Annotated in this window: 20 protein-coding genes; 9 read left to right on the top strand and 11 right to left on the bottom strand. The window is 48.5% G+C overall.

Annotated elements, in window-relative coordinates; genetic code table 11:
- Positions 1-54: 54 nt before the first annotated feature.
- Complete coding sequence (locus NC997_RS18085) at positions 55-681, bottom strand: hypothetical protein (protein ID WP_190525827.1); 627 nt, start codon at positions 679-681, stop codon at positions 55-57.
- A gap of 429 nt (positions 682-1,110) precedes the next feature.
- Here NC997_RS18085 and NC997_RS18090 point away from each other — a divergent pair, with 429 nt between their 5' ends.
- Positions 1,111-2,991, top strand: coding sequence for a serine/threonine-protein kinase (locus NC997_RS18090; protein WP_190525828.1), 1,881 nt, complete (start codon positions 1,111-1,113; stop codon positions 2,989-2,991).
- 75 nt (positions 2,992-3,066) lie between these two features.
- The gene (smpB, locus tag NC997_RS18095; protein WP_190413167.1) at positions 3,067-3,534 is read left to right on the top strand and encodes an SsrA-binding protein SmpB; all 468 of its coding nucleotides are present in this window, start codon (positions 3,067-3,069) and stop codon (positions 3,532-3,534) included.
- Positions 3,535-3,778: 244 nt separating this feature from the next.
- Here the strand turns inward: smpB and NC997_RS18100 are convergent, their stop codons facing one another.
- Positions 3,779-4,750: a cation transporter gene (locus NC997_RS18100; protein ID WP_190525830.1), complete on the bottom strand. Its 972-nt coding sequence runs from the start codon at positions 4,748-4,750 to the stop codon at positions 3,779-3,781.
- Between the two features lie 79 nt (positions 4,751-4,829).
- Between NC997_RS18100 and NC997_RS18105 the strand changes: the two genes are divergently transcribed.
- Positions 4,830-5,708, top strand: a complete 879-nt coding sequence (locus NC997_RS18105; protein ID WP_190525832.1) for a Cof-type HAD-IIB family hydrolase — start codon at positions 4,830-4,832, stop codon at positions 5,706-5,708.
- A gap of 157 nt (positions 5,709-5,865) precedes the next feature.
- On the opposite strand, the gene NC997_RS18110 is transcribed toward NC997_RS18105, so the two are convergent.
- Positions 5,866-6,807, bottom strand: coding sequence for a DALR anticodon-binding domain-containing protein (locus NC997_RS18110; protein WP_190525834.1), 942 nt, complete (start codon positions 6,805-6,807; stop codon positions 5,866-5,868).
- A 170-nt stretch (positions 6,808-6,977) separates the two neighbouring features.
- Here NC997_RS18110 and NC997_RS18115 point away from each other — a divergent pair, with 170 nt between their 5' ends.
- Positions 6,978-7,676 (top strand): Crp/Fnr family transcriptional regulator, encoded by a 699-nt coding sequence (locus NC997_RS18115; RefSeq protein WP_190413159.1) that lies wholly within the window; start codon positions 6,978-6,980, stop codon positions 7,674-7,676.
- Positions 7,677-7,740: 64 nt separating this feature from the next.
- On the opposite strand, the gene NC997_RS18120 is transcribed toward NC997_RS18115, so the two are convergent.
- From NC997_RS18120 to NC997_RS18135, 4 genes are all read right to left on the bottom strand, one after another.
- Entirely contained in the window at positions 7,741-9,156 is a 1,416-nt protein-coding gene (locus NC997_RS18120; protein WP_190525836.1) for an ABC transporter substrate-binding protein, read from the bottom strand.
- Positions 9,157-9,256: 100 nt separating this feature from the next.
- Positions 9,257-10,327 (bottom strand): PstS family phosphate ABC transporter substrate-binding protein, encoded by a 1,071-nt coding sequence (locus tag NC997_RS18125; RefSeq protein ID WP_190438685.1) that lies wholly within the window; start codon positions 10,325-10,327, stop codon positions 9,257-9,259.
- Between the two features lie 29 nt (positions 10,328-10,356).
- A complete protein-coding gene (locus NC997_RS18130; protein WP_190525838.1) occupies positions 10,357-11,808 on the bottom strand; it encodes a serine/threonine-protein kinase in 1,452 nt (483 codons plus the stop codon).
- Between the two features lie 111 nt (positions 11,809-11,919).
- Complete coding sequence (locus NC997_RS18135) at positions 11,920-12,924, bottom strand: LysR family transcriptional regulator (RefSeq protein WP_190413151.1); 1,005 nt, start codon at positions 12,922-12,924, stop codon at positions 11,920-11,922.
- A gap of 299 nt (positions 12,925-13,223) precedes the next feature.
- On the opposite strand from NC997_RS18135, the gene NC997_RS18140 reads away from it, so the two are divergent.
- From NC997_RS18140 to NC997_RS18155, 4 genes are all read left to right on the top strand, one after another.
- Positions 13,224-13,940: an NnrU family protein gene (locus tag NC997_RS18140; RefSeq protein ID WP_190413149.1), complete on the top strand. Its 717-nt coding sequence runs from the start codon at positions 13,224-13,226 to the stop codon at positions 13,938-13,940.
- Between the two features lie 249 nt (positions 13,941-14,189).
- Positions 14,190-14,531: a thioredoxin domain-containing protein gene (locus tag NC997_RS18145; RefSeq protein ID WP_190413147.1), complete on the top strand. Its 342-nt coding sequence runs from the start codon at positions 14,190-14,192 to the stop codon at positions 14,529-14,531.
- A gap of 361 nt (positions 14,532-14,892) precedes the next feature.
- Positions 14,893-16,965: an NAD(P)H-quinone oxidoreductase subunit 5 gene (locus NC997_RS18150; RefSeq protein WP_190525840.1), complete on the top strand. Its 2,073-nt coding sequence runs from the start codon at positions 14,893-14,895 to the stop codon at positions 16,963-16,965.
- A 143-nt stretch (positions 16,966-17,108) separates the two neighbouring features.
- Positions 17,109-18,710, top strand: a complete 1,602-nt coding sequence (locus NC997_RS18155; protein WP_190525842.1) for an NAD(P)H-quinone oxidoreductase subunit 4 — start codon at positions 17,109-17,111, stop codon at positions 18,708-18,710.
- A gap of 144 nt (positions 18,711-18,854) precedes the next feature.
- Here NC997_RS18155 and NC997_RS18160 read toward each other — a convergent pair whose 3' ends face one another.
- The 3 genes from NC997_RS18160 to acsF form a co-directional block, all read right to left on the bottom strand.
- Positions 18,855-21,050, bottom strand: coding sequence for an ATP-binding protein (locus NC997_RS18160; RefSeq protein ID WP_190525844.1), 2,196 nt, complete (start codon positions 21,048-21,050; stop codon positions 18,855-18,857).
- A gap of 99 nt (positions 21,051-21,149) precedes the next feature.
- Positions 21,150-21,944 carry a hypothetical protein gene (locus tag NC997_RS18165; RefSeq protein ID WP_242031301.1) on the bottom strand — a complete coding sequence of 265 codons (795 nt, stop codon included), beginning with the start codon at positions 21,942-21,944 and terminating at the stop codon, positions 21,150-21,152.
- 102 nt (positions 21,945-22,046) lie between these two features.
- Positions 22,047-23,123 carry a magnesium-protoporphyrin IX monomethyl ester (oxidative) cyclase gene (gene acsF, locus NC997_RS18170; protein WP_190525846.1) on the bottom strand — a complete coding sequence of 359 codons (1,077 nt, stop codon included), beginning with the start codon at positions 23,121-23,123 and terminating at the stop codon, positions 22,047-22,049.
- A 234-nt stretch (positions 23,124-23,357) separates the two neighbouring features.
- On the opposite strand from acsF, the gene NC997_RS18175 reads away from it, so the two are divergent.
- Positions 23,358-23,834 (top strand): NINE protein, encoded by a 477-nt coding sequence (locus NC997_RS18175; protein ID WP_190438676.1) that lies wholly within the window; start codon positions 23,358-23,360, stop codon positions 23,832-23,834.
- 55 nt (positions 23,835-23,889) lie between these two features.
- Here NC997_RS18175 and NC997_RS18180 read toward each other — a convergent pair whose 3' ends face one another.
- Positions 23,890-24,645 (bottom strand): DUF2996 domain-containing protein, encoded by a 756-nt coding sequence (locus tag NC997_RS18180; RefSeq protein ID WP_190427832.1) that lies wholly within the window; start codon positions 24,643-24,645, stop codon positions 23,890-23,892.
- Positions 24,646-24,653 lie beyond the last annotated feature (8 nt).

Genomic DNA, 24,653 nt, shown 5'->3' on the forward strand with positions numbered 1-24,653 from the left:
TGGTGAGCTGAAACATACTTTTGTCAATATGCAACCAGGCTCTTTTGATAAAACTTAACCATAGGCATCTACCCAAATGATAAGAAAGTTTGTCTTTGCTACTCTTCTAGCCTTTTCAGCGCCCGTCGCTATCTCCACCTCAGGTCTTGCCCAATCTAACGCCCCAGGCACACCGACCACACCAGGTGTCACCACACCGACTACACCAGGCGTCACCACACCGACTACACCAGGTGTAACCACACCAACCACACCAGGTGTAACCACACCAACCACACCAGGTGTAACCACACCAACCACACCAGGCGTCACCACACCAACCACACCAGGTGTAACCACACCAACCACACCAGGTGTAACCACACCAGCCACACCAGGTGTAACCACACCAGCCACACCAGGTGTAACCACACCAGCCACACCAGGCGTCACCACACCAGCCACACCAGGCGTCACCACACCAACCACACCAGGCGTCACCACACCGACACCGCCGACCGCACCAGGCGTAACCACGCCGACTATACCAGGTGTAGCCACACCAACCACACCAGGCGTAGCAACACCAACCACACCAGGCATAACACCGCCTGCTCTACCAGGGGTTCCACCCGTGATACCCGTAATACCGCCGGTCACACCAGGCGTAACACCGGCAATCCCGTCGATTACACCAGTCACACCACCCACGCCACCATTACAGTGAGCGAACGGTAAATCGGTGTCTGGAGATTAGTTTGTCAATGTTTATCTGAAAAGTAGGGGCTTTCCGACCCGAAAGCCTCTACACACTGTCAAAACATTTTTGACACAGCAATAGACTTGATTTTTTTGACCCACAACAGGGGCGCAAGTTGAGAAATGCGCTCCTTTACTGTAGGCTTCTAAACGGTGTAGCGACGCTCAGCATGAGCGTATAGGCACAACAAAAGTGTAAATAGCTCTGTGGTTGAGAAACTGAGTTTCTGGTATCCGGGCGCGATTTTACATTGATTTGCGCTTAGCTGTACAGTACGTGTCACTGGCTTCCGGAAATAGATGTGAGTTGCTGAAAAAATTATCTAGATGTGTTTTTAAAATTCACTAGATAAAAAGCTGGCAATTTACTCCATGATCGGGAAACTACTAAAAGGGCGTTACCAAATTGTCCAACTCCTGGTATCTGGAGTTTTTGGACAGACCTATATTGCCGAAGACATTCACCAAGTAGGCAAGCCAAAATACGTTGTCAAGCACTTTAGTCTTGCAAGTTCAGACCCCAACAGTTTGGAAAGTGCAAGGCGTCGGTTCGTCAACGAAACAGAAATATTGACAAAACTTGGCACCCATAATCGAATTCCTCAGTTGTTAGACTCCTTTGAAGAAAACCAGGAATTCTATTTGGTACAAGAATTTATTCAGGGACATCATCTGAGTGCGGAACTGCCAATAAGCAAAGGCTGCGTCAAACGCTGGACGGAAACCCAAGTGATTGAAATGCTGCAAGAAGCCCTGCGTATTCTGGCATTTGTTCACAGCCACGGCATTATTCATGGCGACCTGAAACCGAACAATTTAGTCAGACGCGCCGAGGATGGCAAGTTATTTCTAGTAGATTTTGGTGTAGCGCAGCCACAGCATTCAGCTCCCGATTTAGCACAGAGTAAAACGACTTTAGCGGTTGGTAGCTTAGGCTACATTCCCTCAGAGCAACTCATCGGACATCCCCGCCGCAATAGCGATATCTATGCTTTGGGAGTAATTGCCATCCAAGCCTTAACTGGTGTGGAACCGGCACAATTAAAAGAAGATCCTGAGACGGGTGAGCTGATCTGGCAGCACCTTTTTATCAGCAGTCTCTCGATGAGTGTCTTGAGCGATCGCTTAGTTTCTGTCCTGAACAAGATGGTACGCTACCACTTCAAAAGCCGCTACCAGTCAGCTTCGGAGGTACTGCAAGCTCTCCAGTCGTTAGACGGAAGCCAGAAGCCAGCAGTAGAGACAACCAACCAACCACCCGTACAGAAGGCAGTCCTTAATCGTCAAAAAAAAGAAACTCACAAAGCCACAATTAAAAAATTTCCAACTCAAAAATCGAGGAAAGGTGAGGGAAATACTCGCTCTTACAAACCTCAACATTCTCCAATACTGACTGGGCTTGGAATCGGGATTGCGGCGAATAGTTTAGTGATAACAGGCGGGCTTTATTCTCTGCTGAATGCTTTTCCGTCAGAGTCTTCATCAAACATTTTAGTTACCGCGAAGGACAAATATCAGACAGGAGATGTTCAAGGCGCGATCGCGCTAGCACAATCTATTCCCTCAGAAAGTTCTATCTATCCAGAAGCTCAAGCCACCGCACGCGAGTGGAGCCAAGAGTGGCATACTGCTGCTGCTCAATTTCAATCCGCCGAACAAGCATTTAAAGAAAGCCGGTGGTTAGATGTGCTAGAAGCAGCTCGTAAGATTCCTAAAATTTCCTACTGGCAAGAAAAAATAGCGCCACTTGTTCAGAAAACTCAACCCAAAGTTGAAGCGGAATCTCAACAATTATTAAAAAAAGCCTACGAGCGAGCGGCAGAAAAAGACTTTACCAGCGCCCTAAACTATCTCAAACTCATTCCCCAACAAACGCCTGCTGGGGCAAAAGTTCAGACAAAGATTGCTGAATATACCCAAAAGCAACATATCAAAGCTGATTATCTGTTACAACAAGCCTACGAACGAGCATTCAGAACAGACTTTGCGGGTGCGTTAAATTATCTGCAACAGATTCCCCAAGACACCCCTACCTACGCCAGAGCTTTAGCCAAGAGTGCAGAATATACCGAAAAGCAGCACCTCCAAGCTGAAGCCGAAAAAAAGGCGGAAGCTCAAAAAGCAGCAGCTCAATCTGCTTCCCAGATTTCAGCAGAACGCCAAGATGTTAGAAGTCGGAAAGTCGGTGCAACGTATCGAGATATGAACCCTGGTAGCCGCCTCCAAGAAGTTACGCTAAGACTCATTCCCTAGCTCCCTCCAGAGTCTATTGCAACAGGTTCTGTTTTAAGGCTACGTTAAGGGAAGGTTTTCCACTGATGGGCTGCAATGAGTCAAAAGAACGAAGGGATAAAAATTCTTAGCGATAACCGGCAAGCCCGTTTCCTCTATGAAATTTTGGAAACCTATGAGGCGGGAATAGAGTTAACTGGCACCGAGGTTAAATCGATTCGTCTGGGTCAGGCCAATCTACGAGATGGCTATGCCCTGATTCGCAATGGTGAGATATGGCTGCTGAACGTCCACATTTCGCCCTACAAGGGCATCGGCGCATTTTTCAACCACGACCCTCGTCGCACTCGCAAATTGCTGCTGCACCGCCAGGAAATCCGCAAGCTGATTGGCAAGGTGGAACAGCAAGGTTTAACGTTAATCCCTCTGAAAATGTATTTGAAGGGGGGTTGGATTAAAATTAGTTTGGGTCTTGGCAAAGGTAAAAAGCTGCACGACAAGCGCGAAGACGTCAAGCGGCGCGATGATAAGCGCGATATGGAACGGGCGATGAAAAATTACTAATGAAATCGGGAAATTGGGAATTGACGTGAGTTTGGAATTAGAAATAGACAAAGACAGCTAGGTTGAAAGTGCTGGATTCGCATCTGCTTATCTGATACTCAGGAAAGATACTCAGGCAAGAAAAGTTCTGCGGCGTCGATAGCCCCCGCCCAATTGGGTGACAAAAGACAAATTGAAAGTGAAGCGTCAACAAGCCGGAATTGGGATGAAGTTCTACTTTGATCGCCAGAAGCGTCGCTCAAAGTTAATTTTGGCTGTGTGTCTCATCTCGTCGATAACGAATTCCATTCACTTCTAAAGTTGGATTGGCGGAGCTGTAGTTTTCCAGCTCTCGAACATCGTCATCAATATAGAAAATGGCTTGAATGGGACCATAGCGCTCTCGAATCGCCAACTCGATGCGCTCGGCAATTAGAGAAGCAATTCCCATAAATTCTGGATGCAGAATTAGATGCATCTGCACCAACACCAAACGCCCGACAATTCCTCGCGACTCAATCTGGTAACAGTGGGTGACGCCCCCAACCTGACGGGCAATTTGCGCCAAAACTTCGGGAGCGATCGCAGTCTGTTGCACCATCAGCGGTAACTGCCAATTCACGACGTACCAACAACTTCTCGCGGCTAGAAGAACCAAAAAAACCGCCAGCATTACGTCGAGCCAGAAAATTCCCCACATCACGCCTACCAAGCCTGCTACTACCAAGAGGGTTAGCCCCACATCCTTAAACAACTGAATGGAATTAAACCGCACAGCAGGGCTATTTAAAACTCTGGCTTGGTACACGCCGATGAGGGCGAGGACTAGGGTTGTGGAGACAACCACTCCCAGCAATTGAATTAGGGGTAGACTCACGGAGGTGGGATACGGGAGATCGACAACCCTGGTCGCAGCGACTAGCTGCTGGGCGGACATTCCCAGTAAATTTAAGCAAGCAAAGCCCAAAAAAGCCACAAGCAGAAGCGTTGCCACGCTTTCCAGTTTGCTATGACCATGCACTTCGCGCCCTGCTAGACGGTCGGGTGCGGCAGTGACGAGCAAACTCAACAGGATACTGAAGCTGGTAATCAGGGTGTGCAGCGACTCCGCTAGCAGACTGAGCGATCGCGTTGTCCAACCTGCTGAAACTTTAATGGATAAAACGAACAAGGTGAGCCAAAGCGTCGCAAATAAAACCCGACGACTGGCGCGATAGCGATTCTTTGCCTCGGTCATAGCCTTTTAAGGAGTTATTAGTTTTTGGTTGTTAGTGTTTAGAAGTTTGGTTACTCTAGCAACGAACAACGAACAACTCATGTCAAACCCTTCTTTTTCTAACCAGGTAGTTGAGGTCAACTCTCCCGGTTTAGATGCCAAGGCGATTCGATTATTAGTTTTAGACATTGATGGCACGATTGCCGGTGTATCCAACACTATCAGAGAACCTGTACTTCGGGCAATTCGTGCCGTTCAAGCAAAGGGTATTCACGTTGCGATCGCTACAGGTCGAATGTATCGTTCTGCTTTGCGCTTCCATCAACACGTTGGCTCGACGTTGCCAGTGATGGCTTATCAAGGTGCTTGGATTCAAGACCCTTTCACCCACCAAGTTCTGCGTCACTCGCCCGTTTCTCAGCCAATGGTATTGCAACTGTTGGAACACTTTGAGGAGCCGGAATTGCGATCGCTGCTTTCCGTCCACTTCTACATCAACGACCAGTTGTATGTCAGAGAACTGACATCGGCAACCAAAGCTTACTCAGAACGCTCCGGCATCCAGCCTATCGTTGTTGGCGACCTGCGGAATACCCTCTCGATTGCTGAACCGACGAAAGTTTTGGCGCTCTGTGACGATACAACCGTGATTGAAAATTTGCTCGGAACGTTACGAAAGCGTTACACCCCAGCCGAACTTTACCTGACTACCTCTGTTGCGACTTTCTTTGAAGCGACTCACCCTAGTGTGAATAAAGGAACAGCAGTGCGTTACTTAGCCGAAGAGATATTAGGGCTAGACGCCGCTAATGTCATGGCGATTGGCGATAACTTTAATGATTTGGAGATGCTTGAATACGCTGGGATTGGTGTTGCGATGGGGGATGCACCCGCAGAGGTTCAAGCGATCGCGCAGTGGGTGGCTCCTAGTGTAGAGAAAGATGGTGCCGCCGCTGCCATTGAAATGTTTCTACTTTAAAACCCTTTAGATCAGAAAGAGGACCGACGACTGGCCGTGTTTCGTCTCGGTCCCCTCACTGGTTCGCTCCTCACACAAGAGCAATAGTATTGCATATCATTCCATTTGTCTAGTGCTTTTTACAAAATTTTCTAACTAGGGGTAGGCGGTGGTACGACTAAAGTTCGATGGGTGCCAAGATGCCCAGCCTGTCTTGCAACAGGGATTTCAAAATTGCGCGAGTTACTCCCACTAACCCCAATCTTGCCTGCGCCAGATCGGGTATCTGAGTCTTGACTTCGCCAAAAATGCGACATTCACGCTCAAAGGTTTCAAAAGCCTGAGTCGCATCAAACGCCCGTTTTCCCCACTTCAGTTGATTCATGCCCCCCAGTTCATCTAGCAACCCGAACAACTGGGCGATCAAGTGGCGTTCTGCTGGATGAATCAACTGGAGTTGCCCGTCCGCAGTCAGCCAAGGAATTGGCTCTGGGTAGACTAGCATCAGTGTAGGCGAGTCATTGAGCTGGATTATCTTCTCCCGATGCCCTAAGCGCAGCAAAGAGCAGCAACGGGCATGGATGTACTGTACTTTTGAAAGACTTGATAGGGGTTGGGGGTAAGTCATCGGTACCCGGTAATCGGGAATTGGTAATAGGTAATTGGGAACTCCCTGGCTTTGACTCACCCCTACTACCAAAAGCTGCAACCAACGGGCTATTTCCGTATCGGTGAGTTGGAAATCAATGAAACCGGGAGGAATCACTTGAATTGTCAAATTTTGTAAACCCACCTTTCCCTGAGCGTCATCGACGCTAGTACAGAGATAGGCAGCTAGCTCAGTTGCAATTTCCAATGCTGGCACGTGCCAGAGAGCTGCAAATTTGAGGGCGACACTCGACCTGTATCGGATGCCTTTACCCTCCTGAAATCGCTGGAGAGGGATTTCAGCGCCGCTCATCAACTCAGCCAACGGCGTATTTTCCTCTGGCGGATGTGAAGCGATCGCGTCCTTGTCGAGAAGGTATCTTTCTCTGTACAAACCGATAGCTGCTTGTAGCTGAATAAGCATCTGTTGCTTCAGCGATGGGTAATGAACAGCCGGTAAATTCACCTTCACACTCACTCCCTTTGAAAGGCGTATTTCGCTTATCTAGTCTAGTTTTATGACCTCTACCTAAGGTTAGAACTTTCCCAGAATAATATCTAACTCAAGCAGGCGCGTGAGGAAGTATTTTTTGCTACCTTGTAAGCTTGGTAAAATTTATAAAAGATCATCGCTTGCCACTTATGCAATCACCATCCTCCACATCAGAGGTATCACGACCGTTTTTAACCTGGCAACGGATTCTAGACTGGGCGCAGGAACACTACCGTTATCGGACTTTCAGTAAAGATGAGCGAATTCCAGCTAGACCAGGACTTTTGTATTTAGTCCAACGGGGTGCCGTCCGCTTAGTCGGTACGGCTCAAGTTAGCGCTAACACCAGTTCTTCCGCTGCTAAAGTCCTGCGTTTGAGTCCAGAAGAAGCTTTTTTAGGCTTTGTGGGTGCAGGACAACCGTTTGAAATTGTTGCCCAGTCACCGTTTACCCTTCAGGCTTATGCCCACGTCGATCAAACTTCTGTAGTTTGGATGTACTGGCATGACCTGGACAACTGGCCTCACTTCCGTCGCGAAGTATTTGATGCGTTCCGGTATCAGCACCAGCGCAAGCTACTGTGGCTGAGTACCCTAGGACAGCGACGGACAATCGATCGGCTGTTGGGATTTCTGACGCTGTTGATCGAAGAATTTGGCGAACCCCAAGATAGCGGTTACTGTCTGCCATTTCCCCTGACTCATGCCCAAATTGGCAGTGCCATCGGTTCTACCCGTGTCACTGTGACTCGCTTAATGGGTAAGTTACGTCAAAAAGGATTAATCAGAACTCAAGGGGATAATTTGCTCTGTTTACCTGCGTCTGCTTTGAGTGTTAACAATAATTAGCTTTTTGAGCCGATTGCCATCAGTTTGTTGTCCTGACGATTGCCCTTTCATGGCTACCAACCTATTAAGGACGAAGGGGTACAAAATCGTAGCCGGTACCGGAGGTGGTACCCAGTTGAATGCGGACGAGAATGACGGCAGCATTGCGATCGCCTGACGGTAAAAACCGGATGATGCCCGATGCCCCAGTAGACGAAAAATCCGATGCAATTAGGGATTTTTGGACTCCGGTTCGGGTGGGATTGCGCTGCAAGGCTGCAATCAAAGCCTGGGTAGCGTCATAAGACAAAGCGGTACGCCAACTGACGTCGCCACCCCATAGTTGTCGGGATTGGCGGGGAAAGTTAGAAGTCGGATCGCCATTGATATGCCAAGGCACTGCCAGCACCATCTCAACTGCTGCCTCACCGCCCACTTCCAAAGTCTTGGGTGTGTAAACATCATCTCCCCCCAAGAGCTTTAATCGTTTGCGATTTAGCTGCACGACTTGCAGGGCTTTGTCTAAAGTATCTGTATTCGCTGCTAACATTAGCACCTGGGCACCTTGAGCGATCGCTAGATCGATACTCCTAGCAGCACTAAAACCCGGTTCGGATAAGTCAAACTCATTCGATACTTGTCCGCCTCCTAAAGATACGGCAGCGACAAATTCCGATTTCAGCGATTGGCTATAAGCACTCCGGGAATTAAAGAAAACGGCTGCATTTTTCCGTTGCAATTTGTTGAGCATATAGTCAGATAATGCCCTGGCTGCTACGTAGTCACTGGGAACTGTCCGAAAAACATACGGGCTAAAGCCGGAAAGTTTAATTGAGGTGCTGGTCGGGGAAATGATGACTAATTTGCCATCGTTATAAGTAGTTCCTGCCGCCAAAGTGACATCGCTCGAATAAGGGCCGACCACACCCAGCACTTCTGGATTATTGATCAAGGCGGTAGCAATTTGTTTGGCAATTTCTGGATTATTATCGTCATTCGCGATCGCTACTTTTACCGGAATTCCTTTAATTCCCCCAGATTGATTAATTTCCGTTTGAGCTTGAGCGACGCCCCGCAACATTTCTAAAGCTCCATTTACATCCGTGCTAATGGGTACGGAGACGGCAATGGTATAGCTGATTTGCTTGCCGATTCGGGCATTGTTGAGATAAATTAAAGTTTCTGGATCGTTGCGATTCGCTTGGAGGGATGATTGAAAGTTAGCGATCGCGCTAGCAAAATCCCCGCTTGCAAATGCTTGCACTCCTGCTTGTTTCTCGGAGTTAGCATTCGCCGTTGCTAAAGATTTTTCCCCTATACTAATTCGAGTGCTGATAGAACCTGGTGCGATAGGAACTGGACTTGATTTCACCGAATCAGGGTTTCCCGGAGCAATTGGGGGACTGGAATTGCTCTTAAACCACCAATAACCAGCCCCCAAAACACCTGCCGTAATCAATAGGGACAGAACAAGAACCGTTGTTTCATTTTTATGGGACATGGATGGTTAAGCAGGAAGAAATAGGTCTTATTGATAAGTCTAATTAAATTCTTTTTCGCGTTGAAATATTTAGTTTAAATCACGTTTTAAACGAGAGTAATTAGCGGAGCCTAACAAATCCAGCCTCAGAAATCAGTTGCTGTCCTTGTTCTATCTGCAACAAATTTGCATAAGCTTCACCCGCTTGCTGTTCTCTCTGACCATTCCGTTTAATAATCACAAATAGCTTCCGAGTCAGGGGATATTGACCCGTTTGAAAAGCCTGAATATTCAGCTGATTGCGTTGACTAGGGCACGTTTGCAGCGGCACAAAAGGCTCTTGGTAAGGCGTTACAAATTCACCCGCTCTCCGCCCAAGTGGCAAAGGCTTGATACTACATTGTGGAACCACTTCAGGAGCAGAAGCAAAGTAAATTCCTCCAGGGCTACCACCAAGTTTTTGCAGTGCTTGAGTCGTGGTAGAGACAAATTCAACATTGGCACTAAAAGGTTGACCGTTCAAAACTTCTTCCACAAATAGTTCCACCGTTCCTCCAGCATTTGGGGAACGAGAATAGGGTTTAATTGGGATATCCGGGCCGCCTAATTCTTGCCAATTAGTAATCTTGCCCGTATAGATAGATTTCAACTGATCTAAGGTCAAACCTGGGATATTCAGGTTTGGGTTAACCGCGACTGCCAATCCATCAATTGCGATCGCAATCTCTTTAAGCCCGAACCCTCGCTGCTGTGCCTGGTTATACTCGCTCGTCAGAATCGGTCGCGAAGATTGGGCGAAGTCTATTTTCCCGTCTAGTAACATTCTGATGCCAGCGCCAGAGCTAGCAGGGCCGGTATTTGGCTCAACATAGCGCAGCCGAAACTCAGGTCGCGCCGCTTGCATCCGCGAGTCTACTGCGAGTCGAATCGGTGCCCAAGAGGTGCTGCCACCGTAGCTAAACAGCCCAGTAGGAACGTTCTGCACTTGGGGAAAGCCTTCGCCGGTGGAGGGTGTTGAGCGATTGGGCTGATTTTCCCGATCGTTGGCAGCATCACTGGGGTTGGTGGTTTGGTTTAAACGACCGAGGTCAACACCAGAGCGCTTGGTAAACCACCAAAAGCCAGCGCCTAATAAAGCAGCAGTGAGCAGGAGGGCTAAGACGAGAACCGTGGTTTCGTTTTTTTGGGACATGATGGTTACTCAGGAAGCTCACGATTAGCTTAGAGAAAATTAGCAAGTAATTTATAAATTAGGCGAAATAGAGCAGTCACTGCGATCGCGCCTGCTCCAGCCAACATAGCCACAAAAACGACTATCTCCAGGGGAAACCCGTCTCGTAAAACGGGAAAAAACAGCATAATCGCCAGGGTTATTCCTGCAATAATGAATAAATCCAATTTTTCAATGAAGCGTCGGTATTGAGCAAACAATAGACCCCCAATCATCATCCCCAACAATCCAACGCTCAGCCCTGGGGATGGCAGCAAACTACCCAAAGCAATAAATAACAATCCGCCTTCAAACCCTGTAAAAGCTGCCCCACCTAAAACCTCCAGTAGAGAAAATCTCGGTCGAGAGGCGGGTTGAGAAATGGGGGCGGGTGGCTGAGGAGTCGGGGCTGGAGTAGGAGGCGTGAGGGGGGCAGCGGGGGCAGTGACGCGGGTGGGCATCTGAGTAGGTGGTGCCGGAGGTGGTGGTGGCGGTGATGAAGTCAGAGCGTGCAGCACTTCATCAGCAGACTGAAACCGTTGATTCGGCGCACTCAAAAGCATCTGGTCTAAAATAGCGGCGAAGCGATTCCACTCCCTAGCTACCGCTGCGGTAGCGATCGCAGCTACATGAGGTCTCCAATTCCACTGATTTGTATAGACATCAAATAACTCGGTTGGCTGCTTGCCCGTGAGTAGGATAATGCAAGTCACCGCCAAGGCATACAAATCTGTTGAAGGATACACTTGACCCCCAGCCATTTGCTCTGGTGGTGCAAATCCCATTGAATAAATTCCGGTTGACGATCCACCAGGCGTTGCCTTCGTCACCTGCTTAACAGCACCAAAATCTAAGAGATAAAGCCGACCGTTGCGATGGCGCATAATGTTGGAAAGCTTGATATCTCGATGGATGGAGCTGCTATCGTGAACAAACTTTAGCACCGGCAGGATTTCTCGCAGCACGAATAACACCTCGTCTGGGGAGAACTGCCCCTTCTGCGCCAGTTCCTCTTCCAAATTATGCCCATCGATGAATTCCTGCACCAGATAGAAAAACTTGTCCTGTTTTCCCGGTTGAATGCTGGGGACTGTGATATCAAAGAAAGCAAACAAGTCGGGAATTTGAGGATGGCTGCCGAGTTCTTCTAAAACTTCTCCTTCCCGTGCAAATAGATTTTGGGCAATTTGTAGCTGATCCGGCGTTAAATCTCCCACTGGCTGAAACTGTTTGACGACGCATCGGCGCATTCCAGGCGTGCGGCGATCGCGTGCCAAAAACGCTGCACCAAATCCCCCTCGTCCTAACAGCTTTGCCGATAGATACCGACCATCTAAAATCAGCTGCATTCCACAGGCGGTGCAATACTTCTGCTGCACCGTTTTGACAAGGTTGTTGTCATCAAGATCGGCAAAAAAATTCAGGGGACGAGGGCAGCCGGGACGGGTACAGTAAATTTCCATGAGGAGTTACTGGTCAAATCCTAATCGATTGTTGCTAATTGCTAATTGTTTAAGAGCTAGTAGCCATACTTCCATTCGCGATTAGCAACTAACAGATGGCTAATACTGGAATTAACTGCCTGCGGAGTTAGGAGCAGCTGCCTTGAACCCATCGGCTTCGATTGGAGTGGATGCTTCCATTTCTCTTCCCCATCCGGGGGAGGCAAAGGCAGGTAAAATTTCTTGGCTAAACGCTTCTGCTGCTTTGGAGCGGTAGCGATTGGGGTTCACAATCACCCATAGCATTCGCTTGACCACTACCTCTTCAATTTTTGCGTAGTGGAGGATGCCCATTTGCAACTCTTTTTCGATCGCCGATAGGGAGACAAACGACGCCCCAAGTCCTGCCTGCACGGCATTTTTAATTGCCTCAATCGAGTTAAGTTCCATCTCTATTTTGAGGCGTCGGGTATCGATACCACAGCGAGTCAGTACTTGGTCAATCACCTTGCGGATGGTGGATTGGGAGTCTAAGGCAATGAACTGCAATTTGTAAAGATCGTCTTTTTGGATAGTCCCAATTTTGGCGAGGGGATGTAAGGCTGGCAAGATCAGCGCTAGTTCATCTTCAGCATAAGGAATAATTTTTAGTGCTTCTTGTAGTTCGGACGGAACCTCTCCCCCAATGATTGCCAGGTCAACTTGCCCGTTGGCGACACTCCACGCCGTGCGGCGCGTCGAGTGAACGTGTAATTGTACTGCTACATCTGGATACTGCTGGCGGAACATCCCAATCATTCGGGGCAGTAAGTAAGTTCCTGTCGTCTGCGAAGCTCCTATAATCAGGGTGCCACCCTGGAGATTTTGCAAGTCTTCAATGGCGCGGCAGGTTTCTTGACAAAGCGTCAAGATTTTTTCGCCGTAGCTGAGAAGTAGGTGCCCTGCTTCCGTCAGTTGTGCCCTGCGTCCTCCCCGGTCAAACAACGGCACATCCAACTGCCGCTCTAAGTTTTGGACTTGGAGGCTGACAGCGGGTTGCGAGACGTACAGGCTATCGGCGGCACGCTTGAAGCTTCCCTCGGCGGCGATCGCTTTAAGAATGCGGAGTTGGTCTAAAGTGAAAGGAAGGTCAGACATACAGGCTTTACCTGAAAAGGGAAAGGAGCGACTGAGGCATAAAGCTCGGCGATCTGTTAGCTTTTTGTCGGTTGTCAGTTGTCAGTTGTTGGTTACTGCTGACATTTGACCGATGACCCATCACCAATGACCGAAGGATCGCTAAGCGCTCTCTTGCGAGAGATGGGGCTGGACTCAAGCGATTGATAGCCCACTTCGTTGTAAAGCCTCTCAGTCATCGACAGTAACACAACACGAGATCAAGTCTCTCAGGGAATACTTGGGGGGTCTATTTTCTACTGGAAATTACGTAAAAGTTTATGAATTTCTTTCGCGTTTTGACTCCTAGCCACTACATAATGCTGGGACTGCTTTTTGGGTTTGCGATCGCTCACAGTGGTCTCGCTGCACTGCGTCCTTGGGGCGAAAAAAAAATCGGCCCCCGCCTCTACCGCATCTTATTTGCCCTCGTCAGTCTTCCTCTAGCAGTGGTGTTGATCGTTTATTTCATTAATCATCGTTATGATGGGCTGCAACTGTGGCAAGTTCAGGGCGTCCCCGGCGTTCAGTCGGTGGTGTGGGTGCTTTCGGCTATCTCATTTCTGTTTCTTTATCCAGCAACTTTCAACTTGCTAGAAATTGCTGCTATCGAAAAGCCTCAAGTGCATCTTTACGAAACCGGCATTATCCGCATCACCAGGCATCCCCAAATGGTTGGACAGGTGATTTGGTGTATTGCTCATACGCTTTGGGTCGGCACAACTTTTACCCTCTTAACTTCAGTAGGGCTAGTGCTGCATCATTTATTCGCAGTTTGGCATGGCGATCGCCGTCTCTTGGCTCGCTATGGGGAAGCTTTCGAGGCTGTGAAAGCTCGCACCTCTGTTGTCCCCTTCCAGGCGCTCCTGGAAGGGCATCAAACCCTGAAATGGCAAGAGTTTCTCCGCCCTGCGTATCTGGGGGTCACTGCTTTCATTCTGCTGTTGTGGTGGGCGCATCCCTGGTTGATCCAGGCGACAGGTGTTGTCAGATGGTAGTGTGAGTTCCGCAATTATGCTGAGCCACGCGATCCCAAATGGATGTAGCATGATTCCAAATAACTTTCAGCTTAATTACGCTCTGGTTCTACCGCCTTAGCTTCCCCATAGATGCCTAGACGTAGTAGATACGCACTGGCATACCAGTTGCGCTAGAGTAAGCTGAAGGATTTTACTTCATTGTTTATTGTTCCACTTCCTCCTTTTGGCTGACTTTCAATAGTAAAAGCGAATAAAACTAGAGGGATCATGGTGCTTTCTGTTAACGAACGGACGTTTACACAAGAAGTTTTAGAATCTTCCACCCCAGTCCTAGTTCATTTTTGGGCACCCTGGTGTGGATTATGTCGGCTAATTAACCCCCTCCTGACTAGAGTTCAATCTGAATGGGGCGAACAAGTCAAATTAGTTGGAATTAATGCCGATCAAAATTTAAAACTGGCGAATACTTATCGCCTCCAGACTCTACCCACGATCGTTCTGATTGAAAACGGCAAGGTAGTTCACCGCATTGATAGCTTTCAAGGGCGGGATGATTTACGCATGGCATTAGAAAAAATTATGGTAAGTTATTTGCCAAATTCTGCCTGAAGTTGGAGATAGCTGCTCCTATCCAAGATAAATAGGACTGACGCAGAGATCCCCTTTACATCCGCCGATAAAGCAGGGAATTGTCCGGTTCCCCGTTTTCAAGGGGGTTCGGGGGATCTCGGTTTCAAGCTTTCAGTGCGTAAATCATGATAAATTTTTTTGCTGCTTGTAACTTTTCAACCTGAATGCAACGTTTTACCCGTTCTTAAACCCACCGATAGAGAGAATCGGTGGGTTTAATTTTTGGCTGACAGGTTTCTGGCTGTCTAAACTGTTAGTTATAAATACTTTAGAGACCGTCTGTGTCACAATGTAAACGGTCTTACCAAGTTAGTGAAGAAATATAAAGTAGGCGTCAGTGATGGAACTGCTCTATCAGTATGCCTGGATCATCCCAGTCCTGCCGCTAGCTGGGGCGATGCTGGTTGGTCTGGGACTAATCTCGATTAATCGATTTACCAACAGTCTGCGGCAGTTCAACGCCGTGGTTATAGTCTCCCTGCTAGGGGCGGCGATGAGTTTCTCCTTGGCGTTGCTCTGGAGTCAAATTCAAGGTCATGCTACCTATACTCGTAGCCTGGAGTGGGCAGCAGCGGGAAATTTTCACCTGAATATGGGCTACACGATTGACCACTTGACGGCCCTGATGCTGGTCATCGTGACGACAGTTGCCTTCCTGGTGATGATTTACACCGATGGCTACATGGCTCACGATCCGGGGTATGTGCGCTTCTATGCCTATCTGAGCCTGTTTAGTTCCTCCATGTTGGGTTTGGTGGTCAGCCCCAACTTGGTACAGGTTTATATTTTCTGGGAACTGGTCGGTATGTGTTCTTACCTACTGATCGGATTCTGGTATGACCGCAAGGCAGCAGCCGATGCTTGCCAAAAGGCTTTTGTCGTCAACCGCGTCGGCGACTTCGGGCTGTTGTTAGGGATGCTGGGGCTGTACTGGGCGACGGGCAGCTTTGAATTTGACGTAATCGGCGATCGCCTGCAAGCATTTGTCGCATCAGGCTACCTAAGTACCGGCCTTGCGGCTCTGTTCGCAATCTTAGTGTTTATGGGACCAGTGGCGAAATCTGCTCAGTTCCCGTTGCACGTCTGGCTACCAGACGCGATGGAAGGCCCTACCCCCATCAGCGCCCTGATTCACGCGGCAACGATGGTGGCTGCGGGCGTCTTCCTAATTGCGCGGATGTATCCCGTGTTTGAAGGCATCCCAGTCGCAATGAACGTGATTGCCTGGACGGGTGCCTTTACTGCATTTTTGGGGGCAACTATTGCCATTACCCAAAACGACATCAAGAAGGGTCTCGCTTATTCCACCATGTCCCAACTGGGCTACATGGTAATGGCAATGGGCGTCGGTGCCTATACTGCCGGTCTATTTCACCTAATGACACACGCCTACTTCAAGGCGATGCTGTTTTTGGGTTCGGGTTCTGTGATTCACGGCATGGAATCAGTTGTGGGTCACGATCCCGCCTTGGCTCAGGATATGCGGATGATGGGCGGACTGCGGAAGTATATGCCGATTACCTCCCTCACCTTTTTGGTTGGAACGCTCGCGATCAGCGGGATTCCACCTTTCGCTGGGTTCTGGTCGAAAGACGAAATTCTAGGCAGCGCTTTTGGGGCAAATCCGGCGCTGTGGTTCGTCGGTTGGCTGACGGCGGGAATGACTGCTTTCTATATGTTCCGGATGTATTTCCGGACGTTTGAGGGCAAATTCCGAGGGCATGAATCAGGCATCAAGCAGGAACTACTAGGGGCGACTAAATCTCCCCAGGTTGAATTTGCTTTTGGCCCTGGGGCGATGGATACCAGAGAGTTATCCTCCAAAGCCCATGACAGCCATGATGACCACGGTCATAGCGAGTATCCGCACGAGTCGCCGCTGACGATGACGCTGCCCCTGATTGTTCTGGCGGTGCCGTCGATGCTGATTGGTTTGGTTGGGACGCCTTTCCACAATTATTTTGAGGAATTCATTCACGCCCCCGGCGAACCGCTGACTGAGGTGCTGGAAAAAGCCACTGAGTTTGATTTGACAGAATTTCTGATCATGGGGGGTAATTCGGTCGGAATTGCCTTGATTGGAATTACGCTGGCTTCTCTGATGTACTTGAGAGGCAAGATCGATCCCGCTGCGATCGCTGCTAAAATCCCCTTCTTTTACAAGCTGTCGCTCAACAAGTGGTATTTCGACGAAATCTATGACACCCTCTTCGTTCAAGGGTGCCGTCGCTTAGCGCGACAAGTCATGGAAGTGGATTTCCGCGTGGTTGATGGCGCAGTCAACTTCACCGGCTTAGCGACGCTGTTGAGTGGTGAAAGTCTGAAATACTTTGAAACTGGTCGCGTCCAATTCTATGCCCTGATTGTGTTTGGGGCGGTGCTAGTGGGCGTGATTGTCTTTGGTGTGACTTAAATTTAGAAACCGCTCGCTGCGTGTTTCTACCCGCTGTCAACAAAAGATAAAAGGAAAAAGCTGAAAACTTTTTCCTTTTTCCTTTTTAAGTACACTTACTCATAGCTGACAGCTAAACCTTGTTGCTCACGATTTGATATCTCATGAATACAGCTAATTTTCCTTGGCTGACTTTTATCATCCTGTTCCCCATCGCGGCATCTCTGTTGATTCCGTTAATACCAGATAAAGAGGGTAAGACGGTACGCTGGTACGCCCTAATTATTGGGCTGATTGATTTCGTAGTGATAGTTTATGCCTTCTATACTCAGTACGACTTTTCCAATCCCGGTCTGCAATTGGTGGAAAGTTACTCCTGGGTACCCCAAATCGACTTAAGGTGGTCGGTGGGCGTAGATGGCTTATCAATGCCGCTAGTCTTGCTCACCGGCTTTATCACCACCCTGGCGACTTTGGCAGCGTGGCCCGTGACGTTTAAGCCGAAGCTGTTTTACTTTTTGCTCCTGGCGATGTACGGCGGTCAGATTGCAGTGTTTGCGGTCCAGGATATGCTGTTGTTTTTCCTGGTGTGGGAACTGGAACTGATTCCGGTGTACCTGCTGCTGGCAATTTGGGGCGGTAAGAAGCGTTTGTACGCGGCTACCAAGTTCATTCTTTATACGGCTGGCGGGTCGCTGTTCATTTTAGTAGCCGCCTTGGCGATGGCGTTCTACGGCGATACCGTGACGTTTGATATGAGGGCGATCGCTGCCAAGGATTACCCCCTAACTTTCCAACTCTGGATCTATGCAGGGTTTCTGATTGCCTACGGCGTCAAGTTGCCGATTATTCCCCTGCATACTTGGCTACCAGATGCTCACGGCGAAGCGACTGCGCCAGTGCATATGTTGCTAGCAGGAATTCTTCTGAAGATGGGCGGTTATGCGCTGATTCGGATGAATGCCCAGATGCTACCCGATGCTCATGCCGTGTTCGCGCCCGTTTTGGTAATTTTGGGCGTTACCAACATCATCTACGCCGCCCTAACCTCGTTTGCCCAGCGTAATCTGAAACGGAAAATCGCTTATTCCTCGATTTCCCACATGGGATTTGTGCTGATTGGGATTGCCACATTTACTGACTTGGGTTTGAGCGGTGCGGTACTGCAAATGGTTTCCCACGGTTTGATTGGGGCAAGCTTGTTCTTCCTTGTGGGAGCCACTTATGACCGCACCCACACCCTTATGCTGGATGAAATGGGCGGCGTCGGGCTGAGGATGAAAAAGATGTTTGCCATGTGGACGACTTGTGCCCTCGCGTCATTAGCATTGCCAGGGATGAGCGGATTTGTGGCAGAGATAATGGTGTTTGTCGGCTTTGCGACCAGCGATGCTTATAACCCCACTTTCAAGGTCGTGGTGGTCTTTCTAGCCGCCGTTGGCGTGATTCTGACCCCCATCTACCTACTCTCGATGCTGCGAGAAATTTGCTACGGGCCGGAGAATAAGGAATTAGTGGAACACGAAGCCTTGATCGATGCGGAACCACGAGAGGTGTTCATCATCGCCTGTCTGTTGGTGCCGATTATTGGCATTGGCTTGTACCCCAAAATCCTGACTCAAATTTACGACGCAACCACTTTGCAGCTGACGGAGCGACTGCGAGGTTCAGTTCCGACGCTGGCGAGTGGGCGACAGGTTCCGACCCAAGCACAGGCGGATATTCCCCTGTTGTCGTTGCGGGCACCAGAAATCGGCAATCGCTAGACAATTCAAAGGTGAAAAATCGCAAAAATTTTCTTGATGTTTGAGTTTTCAGCTTGCTAAATTTTCATAATCAATAATCCTTTTTGGGGCGGAATTAAATATCCGCCCTTTTTGTTAAAAATTACGAATTCATCGGCAATAGTATCAAATGTGTGATGGCGGATGCAGGGGAATTTCTATCAGAAATTGCGCCCCCTGACCGGGCGCTGAAATACATTTGAGTTGACCGCCGTGTTTTTCGACCACAATTTGATAGCTAATCGACAACCCAAGCCCTGTGCCAATACCGACAGGCTTAGTTGTGAAGAAAGGATCGAAAAGTCGCTTTCTGACTTCCTCTGCCATTCCTGGCCCATTGTCGGAAATCTTGATTACGACTCGGTTATTTGTCAACACGTCGGTACGAATCCGAATGATACTGGCGTCGGCTTTGATTTGTTCAAGCGATCGCTTTTTGTTAGACTCATCCAAAGCATCAATTGCATTGGTGAGAAGATTCATAAATACTTGGTTAAGCTGCCCTGGATAGCACTCTACTTTAGGTAGGTTGCCATATTCTTTGATTAGCTGGATAGGGGGATGATCTGGTTTGGATTTGAAGCGGTTTTGCAGAATTAGGAGCGTACTTTCGATGCCTTCATGAATATCTACCAGTTTCATCTCGGCTTCGTCAAGGCGGGAGAAATTGCGTAAGCTACGCACAATCTCACAAATGCGCTCTGCCCCCACATTCATTGAAGAGAGTAATTTAGGCAAGTCCTTGATGAGAAAATCTAGGTCAATCGCGGCAATTTCGTCTTGAATTTCTGGCGTTGGATGGGGATATTGCTGTTGATATAGTTGCAGTAACCCAAGAATGTCTCGCGTGTATTCGCTCGCCGGGGCTAAATTCCCGTAGATGAAGTTAACGGAATTATTGATTTCATGCGCGACTCCAGCCACTAGCTGACCCAAACTGGACATTTTTTCACTTTGAACCAGTTGAGACTGAGTACGTTGGAGTTCCTGAAGCGTGGTTTCGAGCCGGGTGGCGTGTGCTTGAGCGATCGCTGCGGCTTCACGAGTTTGAGTATAAAGTTCTGCTTGGTTAATCGCGATCGCGACTTGGTCGCAAACCGCCGAAAGCAGTTCCACTTCATCGTCATGCCAAGTTCGAGGACTGCTAAATTGACCGCAGGCAACTACACCAAGTTCGCCCGTGCGAGTCATTATCGGAAAATTTAGTATAGAAACGTACCCCAGCGATTGGAAGAACTGCCGTGAATTGGGGTCGGTTAACGCTTCAATATTATCCAAATGGATGATTTCTCGGTTTAAGAGTTGTCTTACTTGAAAACTGGTCGGTTCCTCTGGATAGCAACCCAGAAAGCTAGGCAAATTGTCTACCTTCGCTTCATGCAATATCTCCCAACTTGCCGACTCACCATTGGGACGATACCACATGAAAAGGCACTGCTCAATTTGCAGCAGCCTGCGGATTTCCTGCACGGCTGTTTCCAAGATGGTATTGAGATCCAGCGAACTGCGAATTTGACTAGCAAGACGATTGAGTAGTTCTTCTCGCTGCGCGAGTTCTCGGAACCGAGCTTCTGATTGCCGCAACGCTTCTTCCACCTGCTTGAGAGCGCTGATATTACTTCCGGTGCCGATAATTCGATAGATGCGACCCGCAGCATCCCGCAGTGGAGTTAAAGTCGTTAGCCAATAAGTGTCTACACCCTGCAAGGGAATGCAATCCTCGTAAAAAGTACATTCCCCTGCGACGAGACATTTTGTATATCTATCATGCAAAGAATTACCTAACTCTAAACCAAATAGTTCATGGGGAGTTTTGCCCATCGCTTGGGCACTACTGATGCCAGTAACCATCGCTATCGGTCGATTCCAGCTAAGGTAGCGAAAAACCCCTTGGGCGTCCACATCTAAAACAAAGATGGCGTTTTCCACGCCCTCGTAGATGGAATGGAAAAAGTCCTCACTTTGGATCATCTCTGCCGACAGGATCAATCCACCCCTTTCCCCGCTAGGGTGCTTCCAAGGATGCAGGCTCCACTTTATCGGCACCGAGGAACCGTCAGGGCAAACAAAGCTACTTTCCTGGTACTCTTCTACACTCGCCCCAGTTAAAACTAGCTCAGCCTTGTGCCGCCATTGGTCGGGAAGGTGAGGAAAAACTTCGTAATGCGATCGCCCAATCAGATTTTGCTCATCCAGCCCGTAATCGATTAGCCACTGACGAGAAGCGAGCAAGTAACGCATCTGGCGATCGCACATCGCTACGGCAGTGGGTGTATGTTGCAAAAATAGCCCAAACAGCTCTAAATTGTCTGAGGCGTTCATAGGTCGGCAAAGGCTCTTTTTGTAATGGCATTCAAATTTAGAGGTTTTTAGGGTTAAATGCTGTAAACATTGCAATATTCAATTATTTAAACACTTAATTTAAGGCATCCACTCTAGTACAATGCCAACCCGGCTATCTTTGCGTTGTCTTGCATTTTGCTTCTCAATGTCTGTTGATAAGCGCAGATTGCGGGTAAAGGCATAGCCGACAGAAAGCTTTGTAATTCCGACTTCTTCATTCGTTGCAGGAGCAACCCAACTCTGAGTTAAGGAGATATCGGCTGCACCAGTACGAGATAAAACGAACATCAGCTTCGCACCCACATGTAAGCCATCTGTTGAGTATCGGTCAGTTTCTAAATGCCGATAGCCTACCAGGGGTGCGATGTTGATGTAGCTGCCCAAGGGAACTACATAGTATCGTAAATCTGCTCCATAAGCCTCGCGCTGACCCTTGAACGCAGTTTGATAATCCCCACTGACGGTTAAGCCGGTGCGACCAATAAACACGTCCTCCACGCCAATATTAACTCCCCCGGCTTGCCCAGATGAAGGAAACTGGGAGTAGCCGAGGCGCACCCTAGTCCGAAAGCTGGGGTCATTGCGAATTTCTTCTAACATATTCGGCACGTCTCGCCGCCAACGCTGCAAAACCGGGCTATTTTCAATAATTTCTGGGCTTAAATCCAACTCGCTAGCCTCTGGCTTGGGCGTTTCTTGTGGCTGGGTTTGAGCCTGGGTTTGAGTTTGGGCAGACGATATCCCCAAAATCAAGGAAGTGCTGATTGCGAACAGTATAGAGTTTCGCGCAAAGGCGCAAAGGCGCAAAGAAAGGCAAGTTAGCGTCTGTGCGTCTAGCGGGCTGAGGCGCGAGATGCTAAAGGTCTTCGTCATGGGGGTTGCGTCAGTTTTATATTTATGAAGAATTTTGATAAGGATAAAAAAAGTGGCTCTGCTTAGTACAGAACCACTTTAGTTGAGGGAAGATGCTCAAAATTAGCGGGCTTTACCTTGCACGGCTGTCATGTCAATCGGCTTGATTAGGTACAAGCGCAGCAGCTGCCAAGCATTAGAAGCATAAAGGGGTAGCTTCTGGAACAATTGCAGGAATTTGGGGGTGTTGGAGGTTGCGATCGCACCCAGCTTCTCATTATTTTTGATGCACACTTCTAGGCGCTCGTAGAATTCTGGCTTCTCTACATCCAGAATCACTGGGAACACCCGTCCTGCGGTTTCGTTGGTCTTCTGAATCACGTGAATGTCATATTCCCGTGCGTCCAGACCAAGTGTGGCATAGAATTTGGAACGCTGGATGTCGTTGAGATACATCGTCGCAAACACCGACAGCAGGAAGAAGCGACACCACAGCTTTGCCTTCCAATCGTTCAAGAATTGGGGCTGCGCTCTCATTACGGCGTCGAAGAAGTCGCCGTGCCTGTTTTCATCCTGGCACCAGTTTTCAAAGAAGCGGAAGATTGGATAAACTCGGTTTTCGGGATGTGCTTCTAGGTGCCGGTAAATGGTGATATACCGCCAGTAACCAATCTTCTCGGACAGATAGGTCGCGTAGAAGATGAATTTCGGCTTAAAGAAGGTGTATTTGTGATTCTTGGTCAAAAACCCTAAATCTAGTGACATATTGAAGTCTGACATTGCCTTATTCAGGAAGCCAGCATGACGAGCTTCATCCCGCGACATCAAGTTAAAGCCTTCTGCCAGAAGCGGGTTTTTGTCCTTCAATCGGCGTCCGAGTTCTTTGTAGAGTAGGAATCCGGAGAATTCTGCTGTACAGGAACGCTCTAGAAATTCAATGAATAACTGGCGCGTTTCCCCATCAATATGATCCCAGGATTGGTCAAACTCGGCATCCCGCACGAAGTGGTGACGGTTGTAGTCAGCGCGGAATTCTTCCATCAGCGCCTTGAGTTCATCTTCATTTGGCGACAGATCCATCTTCGCCATTTCATCAAAGTCGGTGGTGTAGAACCGGGGCGTCAGTAGGGTTTCTTTCGCAGGTATTTTCACCCCAGGTCTTAATTCTTCAAAGCTGGGTTTTTTGAGGGAATCCACCATATTCTTTGTCTCTCTTGTTTCTCTTATTATTATGATTCCGTCGCTTTCACTCAAAGGCTTGCGTTCCAGTCTACCAATCTACACGAGAGCGATCGCACTTGCTACGTTAAGACTTACTACACGCTGTCAAGTTTTGTGACATCTTCAGAGTTCTTGTTGCTCAATTCCTAGGTGCAAGAGTTAAGAACAAAATCCTATGATTGAAGTTAGGACATCTGAAGCGCTAGGAATCTTATGAAGAACGTCTCGACTGCCTATGTTCTTTGGCTAGCCTGTTTTTTGTCCCCACCGATAGCGGGGATGCATCGCCTGTACAATGGCAAGATTGGCACGGGGCTGCTGTGGCTGTTTACGTGGGGTTTGTTTGGGGTCGGACAGTTCGTGGATTTATTTCTGATTCCCGGCATGGTGGAGGAACATAATGCCAAGCTTCAAGACCGCTTGGGGGTATCCTCCACGGGCGTGCCTCTATCGCCACCTGCGATCGCACTTACCAAGCAGGAGCTTACCCGCGATCAACTAATGGTTAAACTTGTAAAAGCCGCTGCTGCTAGAGGTGGCAAACTTTCCGTTACCCAAGCGGTGATGGATACAGGTGTAAGCTTTGCCAAGGCAGAAGCCACTTTGAAAGAAATGCTCAAAAGTGGCTACGTCATGGTTGATAATCACCCAGAAACTGGCATTGTCATTTATGAATTTATCGAGTTGTAATGGCTCATTAGTCATTAGTAATTATCTAATGACTAATGAAATTCACCTTTCCCGACTAATTTCTTTCCAGCCACTTTTGAGCATTCAACCGCTGCGTCACGCCAAACACCATTAAATCCAGCGTGATCTTGCGCTCATCGCACAAAAAAGGCTCAATGATACTAGGTTTAGAGCCTTCAAAACAGGAAAAAGCTCTTTGTTTTTGGATGTCTTCTTCGGGAAAATAAAGGTTAAAGTTCCGCTTTCCCCCTTGCCAGCTCCCGTTGACTTGCCAGCATTCTGAGATTTCTTGAAGCGGTTTCTTGTCAAATTTCAGCTCTAAATTTTGGACGCCCTTTTTTTCAAGTGCTGTTTTCAAAGCTGGTAAATAGTCTTGTTGAATAAACTCAACAAAAGGCTTGTCTTCTACCGCAGGTGCCTTCTCTTTTTTAGCCGCTTTAGCAGCTGGCTTATCCCCTTCTGGCGACTCGTCCTTTTTAGCAGCTTTGGCAGCTTCTGGCTTATCTGCTTTAGCAGCTTTGGCACCCGTTGGCTTATCCTCTTTAGATGCTTGAGCTGTTTTTTTAACATCTGTTTGAACCTGAGCCGAGTCATCTGGGGTTGATGCCTCTGTCGAAGATTTTTCTCCAGTCGCATTCGGATTCACCTCCGGATTCACAGCTTCTGGAGCGGGTGCGTTTGCTGTAGGAATGTCGGTTGCTACGTCAGAATCCGTACTGGGAGCATTTTCTTCAGAAACACTAGGAGCCTGCTTGTCAACAGTGCTAGGAGCCACCTCTCCGGCGTCATTGTGATTCGTTTCTTCTGCCATTGGACTTA

The sequence above is a fragment of the Trichocoleus sp. DQ-A2 genome, from assembly GCF_039961915.1.
In the GTDB taxonomy this organism is placed as follows: Bacteria; Cyanobacteriota; Cyanobacteriia; order Cyanobacteriales; family FACHB-T130; genus FACHB-T130.

Bases quoted from the DNA above. Each gene is read 5' to 3' on its own strand.
- NC997_RS18135 (WP_190413151.1), bottom strand. From the start codon at position 12,924: ATGTCTGACCTTCCTTTCACTTTAGACCAACTCCGCATTCTTAAAGCG.
- acsF (WP_190525846.1), bottom strand. From the start codon at position 23,123: ATGGTGGATTCCCTCAAAAAACCCAGCTTTGAAGAATTAAGACCTGGG.
- NC997_RS18120 (WP_190525836.1), bottom strand. From the start codon at position 9,156: ATGTCCCATAAAAATGAAACAACGGTTCTTGTTCTGTCCCTATTGATT.
- NC997_RS18100 (WP_190525830.1), bottom strand. From the start codon at position 4,750: ATGACCGAGGCAAAGAATCGCTATCGCGCCAGTCGTCGGGTTTTATTT.
- NC997_RS18165 (WP_242031301.1), bottom strand. From the start codon at position 21,944: ATGACGAAGACCTTTAGCATCTCGCGCCTCAGCCCGCTAGACGCACAG.
- NC997_RS18090 (WP_190525828.1), top strand. From the start codon at position 1,111: ATGATCGGGAAACTACTAAAAGGGCGTTACCAAATTGTCCAACTCCTG.
- NC997_RS18150 (WP_190525840.1), top strand. From the start codon at position 14,893: ATGGAACTGCTCTATCAGTATGCCTGGATCATCCCAGTCCTGCCGCTA.
- NC997_RS18175 (WP_190438676.1), top strand. From the start codon at position 23,358: ATGAAGAACGTCTCGACTGCCTATGTTCTTTGGCTAGCCTGTTTTTTG.
- NC997_RS18145 (WP_190413147.1), top strand. From the start codon at position 14,190: ATGGTGCTTTCTGTTAACGAACGGACGTTTACACAAGAAGTTTTAGAA.
- NC997_RS18105 (WP_190525832.1), top strand. From the start codon at position 4,830: ATGTCAAACCCTTCTTTTTCTAACCAGGTAGTTGAGGTCAACTCTCCC.
- NC997_RS18140 (WP_190413149.1), top strand. From the start codon at position 13,224: ATGAATTTCTTTCGCGTTTTGACTCCTAGCCACTACATAATGCTGGGA.
- NC997_RS18180 (WP_190427832.1), bottom strand. From the start codon at position 24,645: ATGGCAGAAGAAACGAATCACAATGACGCCGGAGAGGTGGCTCCTAGC.
- NC997_RS18155 (WP_190525842.1), top strand. From the start codon at position 17,109: ATGAATACAGCTAATTTTCCTTGGCTGACTTTTATCATCCTGTTCCCC.
- NC997_RS18130 (WP_190525838.1), bottom strand. From the start codon at position 11,808: ATGGAAATTTACTGTACCCGTCCCGGCTGCCCTCGTCCCCTGAATTTT.
- NC997_RS18125 (WP_190438685.1), bottom strand. From the start codon at position 10,327: ATGTCCCAAAAAAACGAAACCACGGTTCTCGTCTTAGCCCTCCTGCTC.
- smpB (WP_190413167.1), top strand. From the start codon at position 3,067: ATGAGTCAAAAGAACGAAGGGATAAAAATTCTTAGCGATAACCGGCAA.
- NC997_RS18115 (WP_190413159.1), top strand. From the start codon at position 6,978: ATGCAATCACCATCCTCCACATCAGAGGTATCACGACCGTTTTTAACC.
- NC997_RS18160 (WP_190525844.1), bottom strand. From the start codon at position 21,050: ATGAACGCCTCAGACAATTTAGAGCTGTTTGGGCTATTTTTGCAACAT.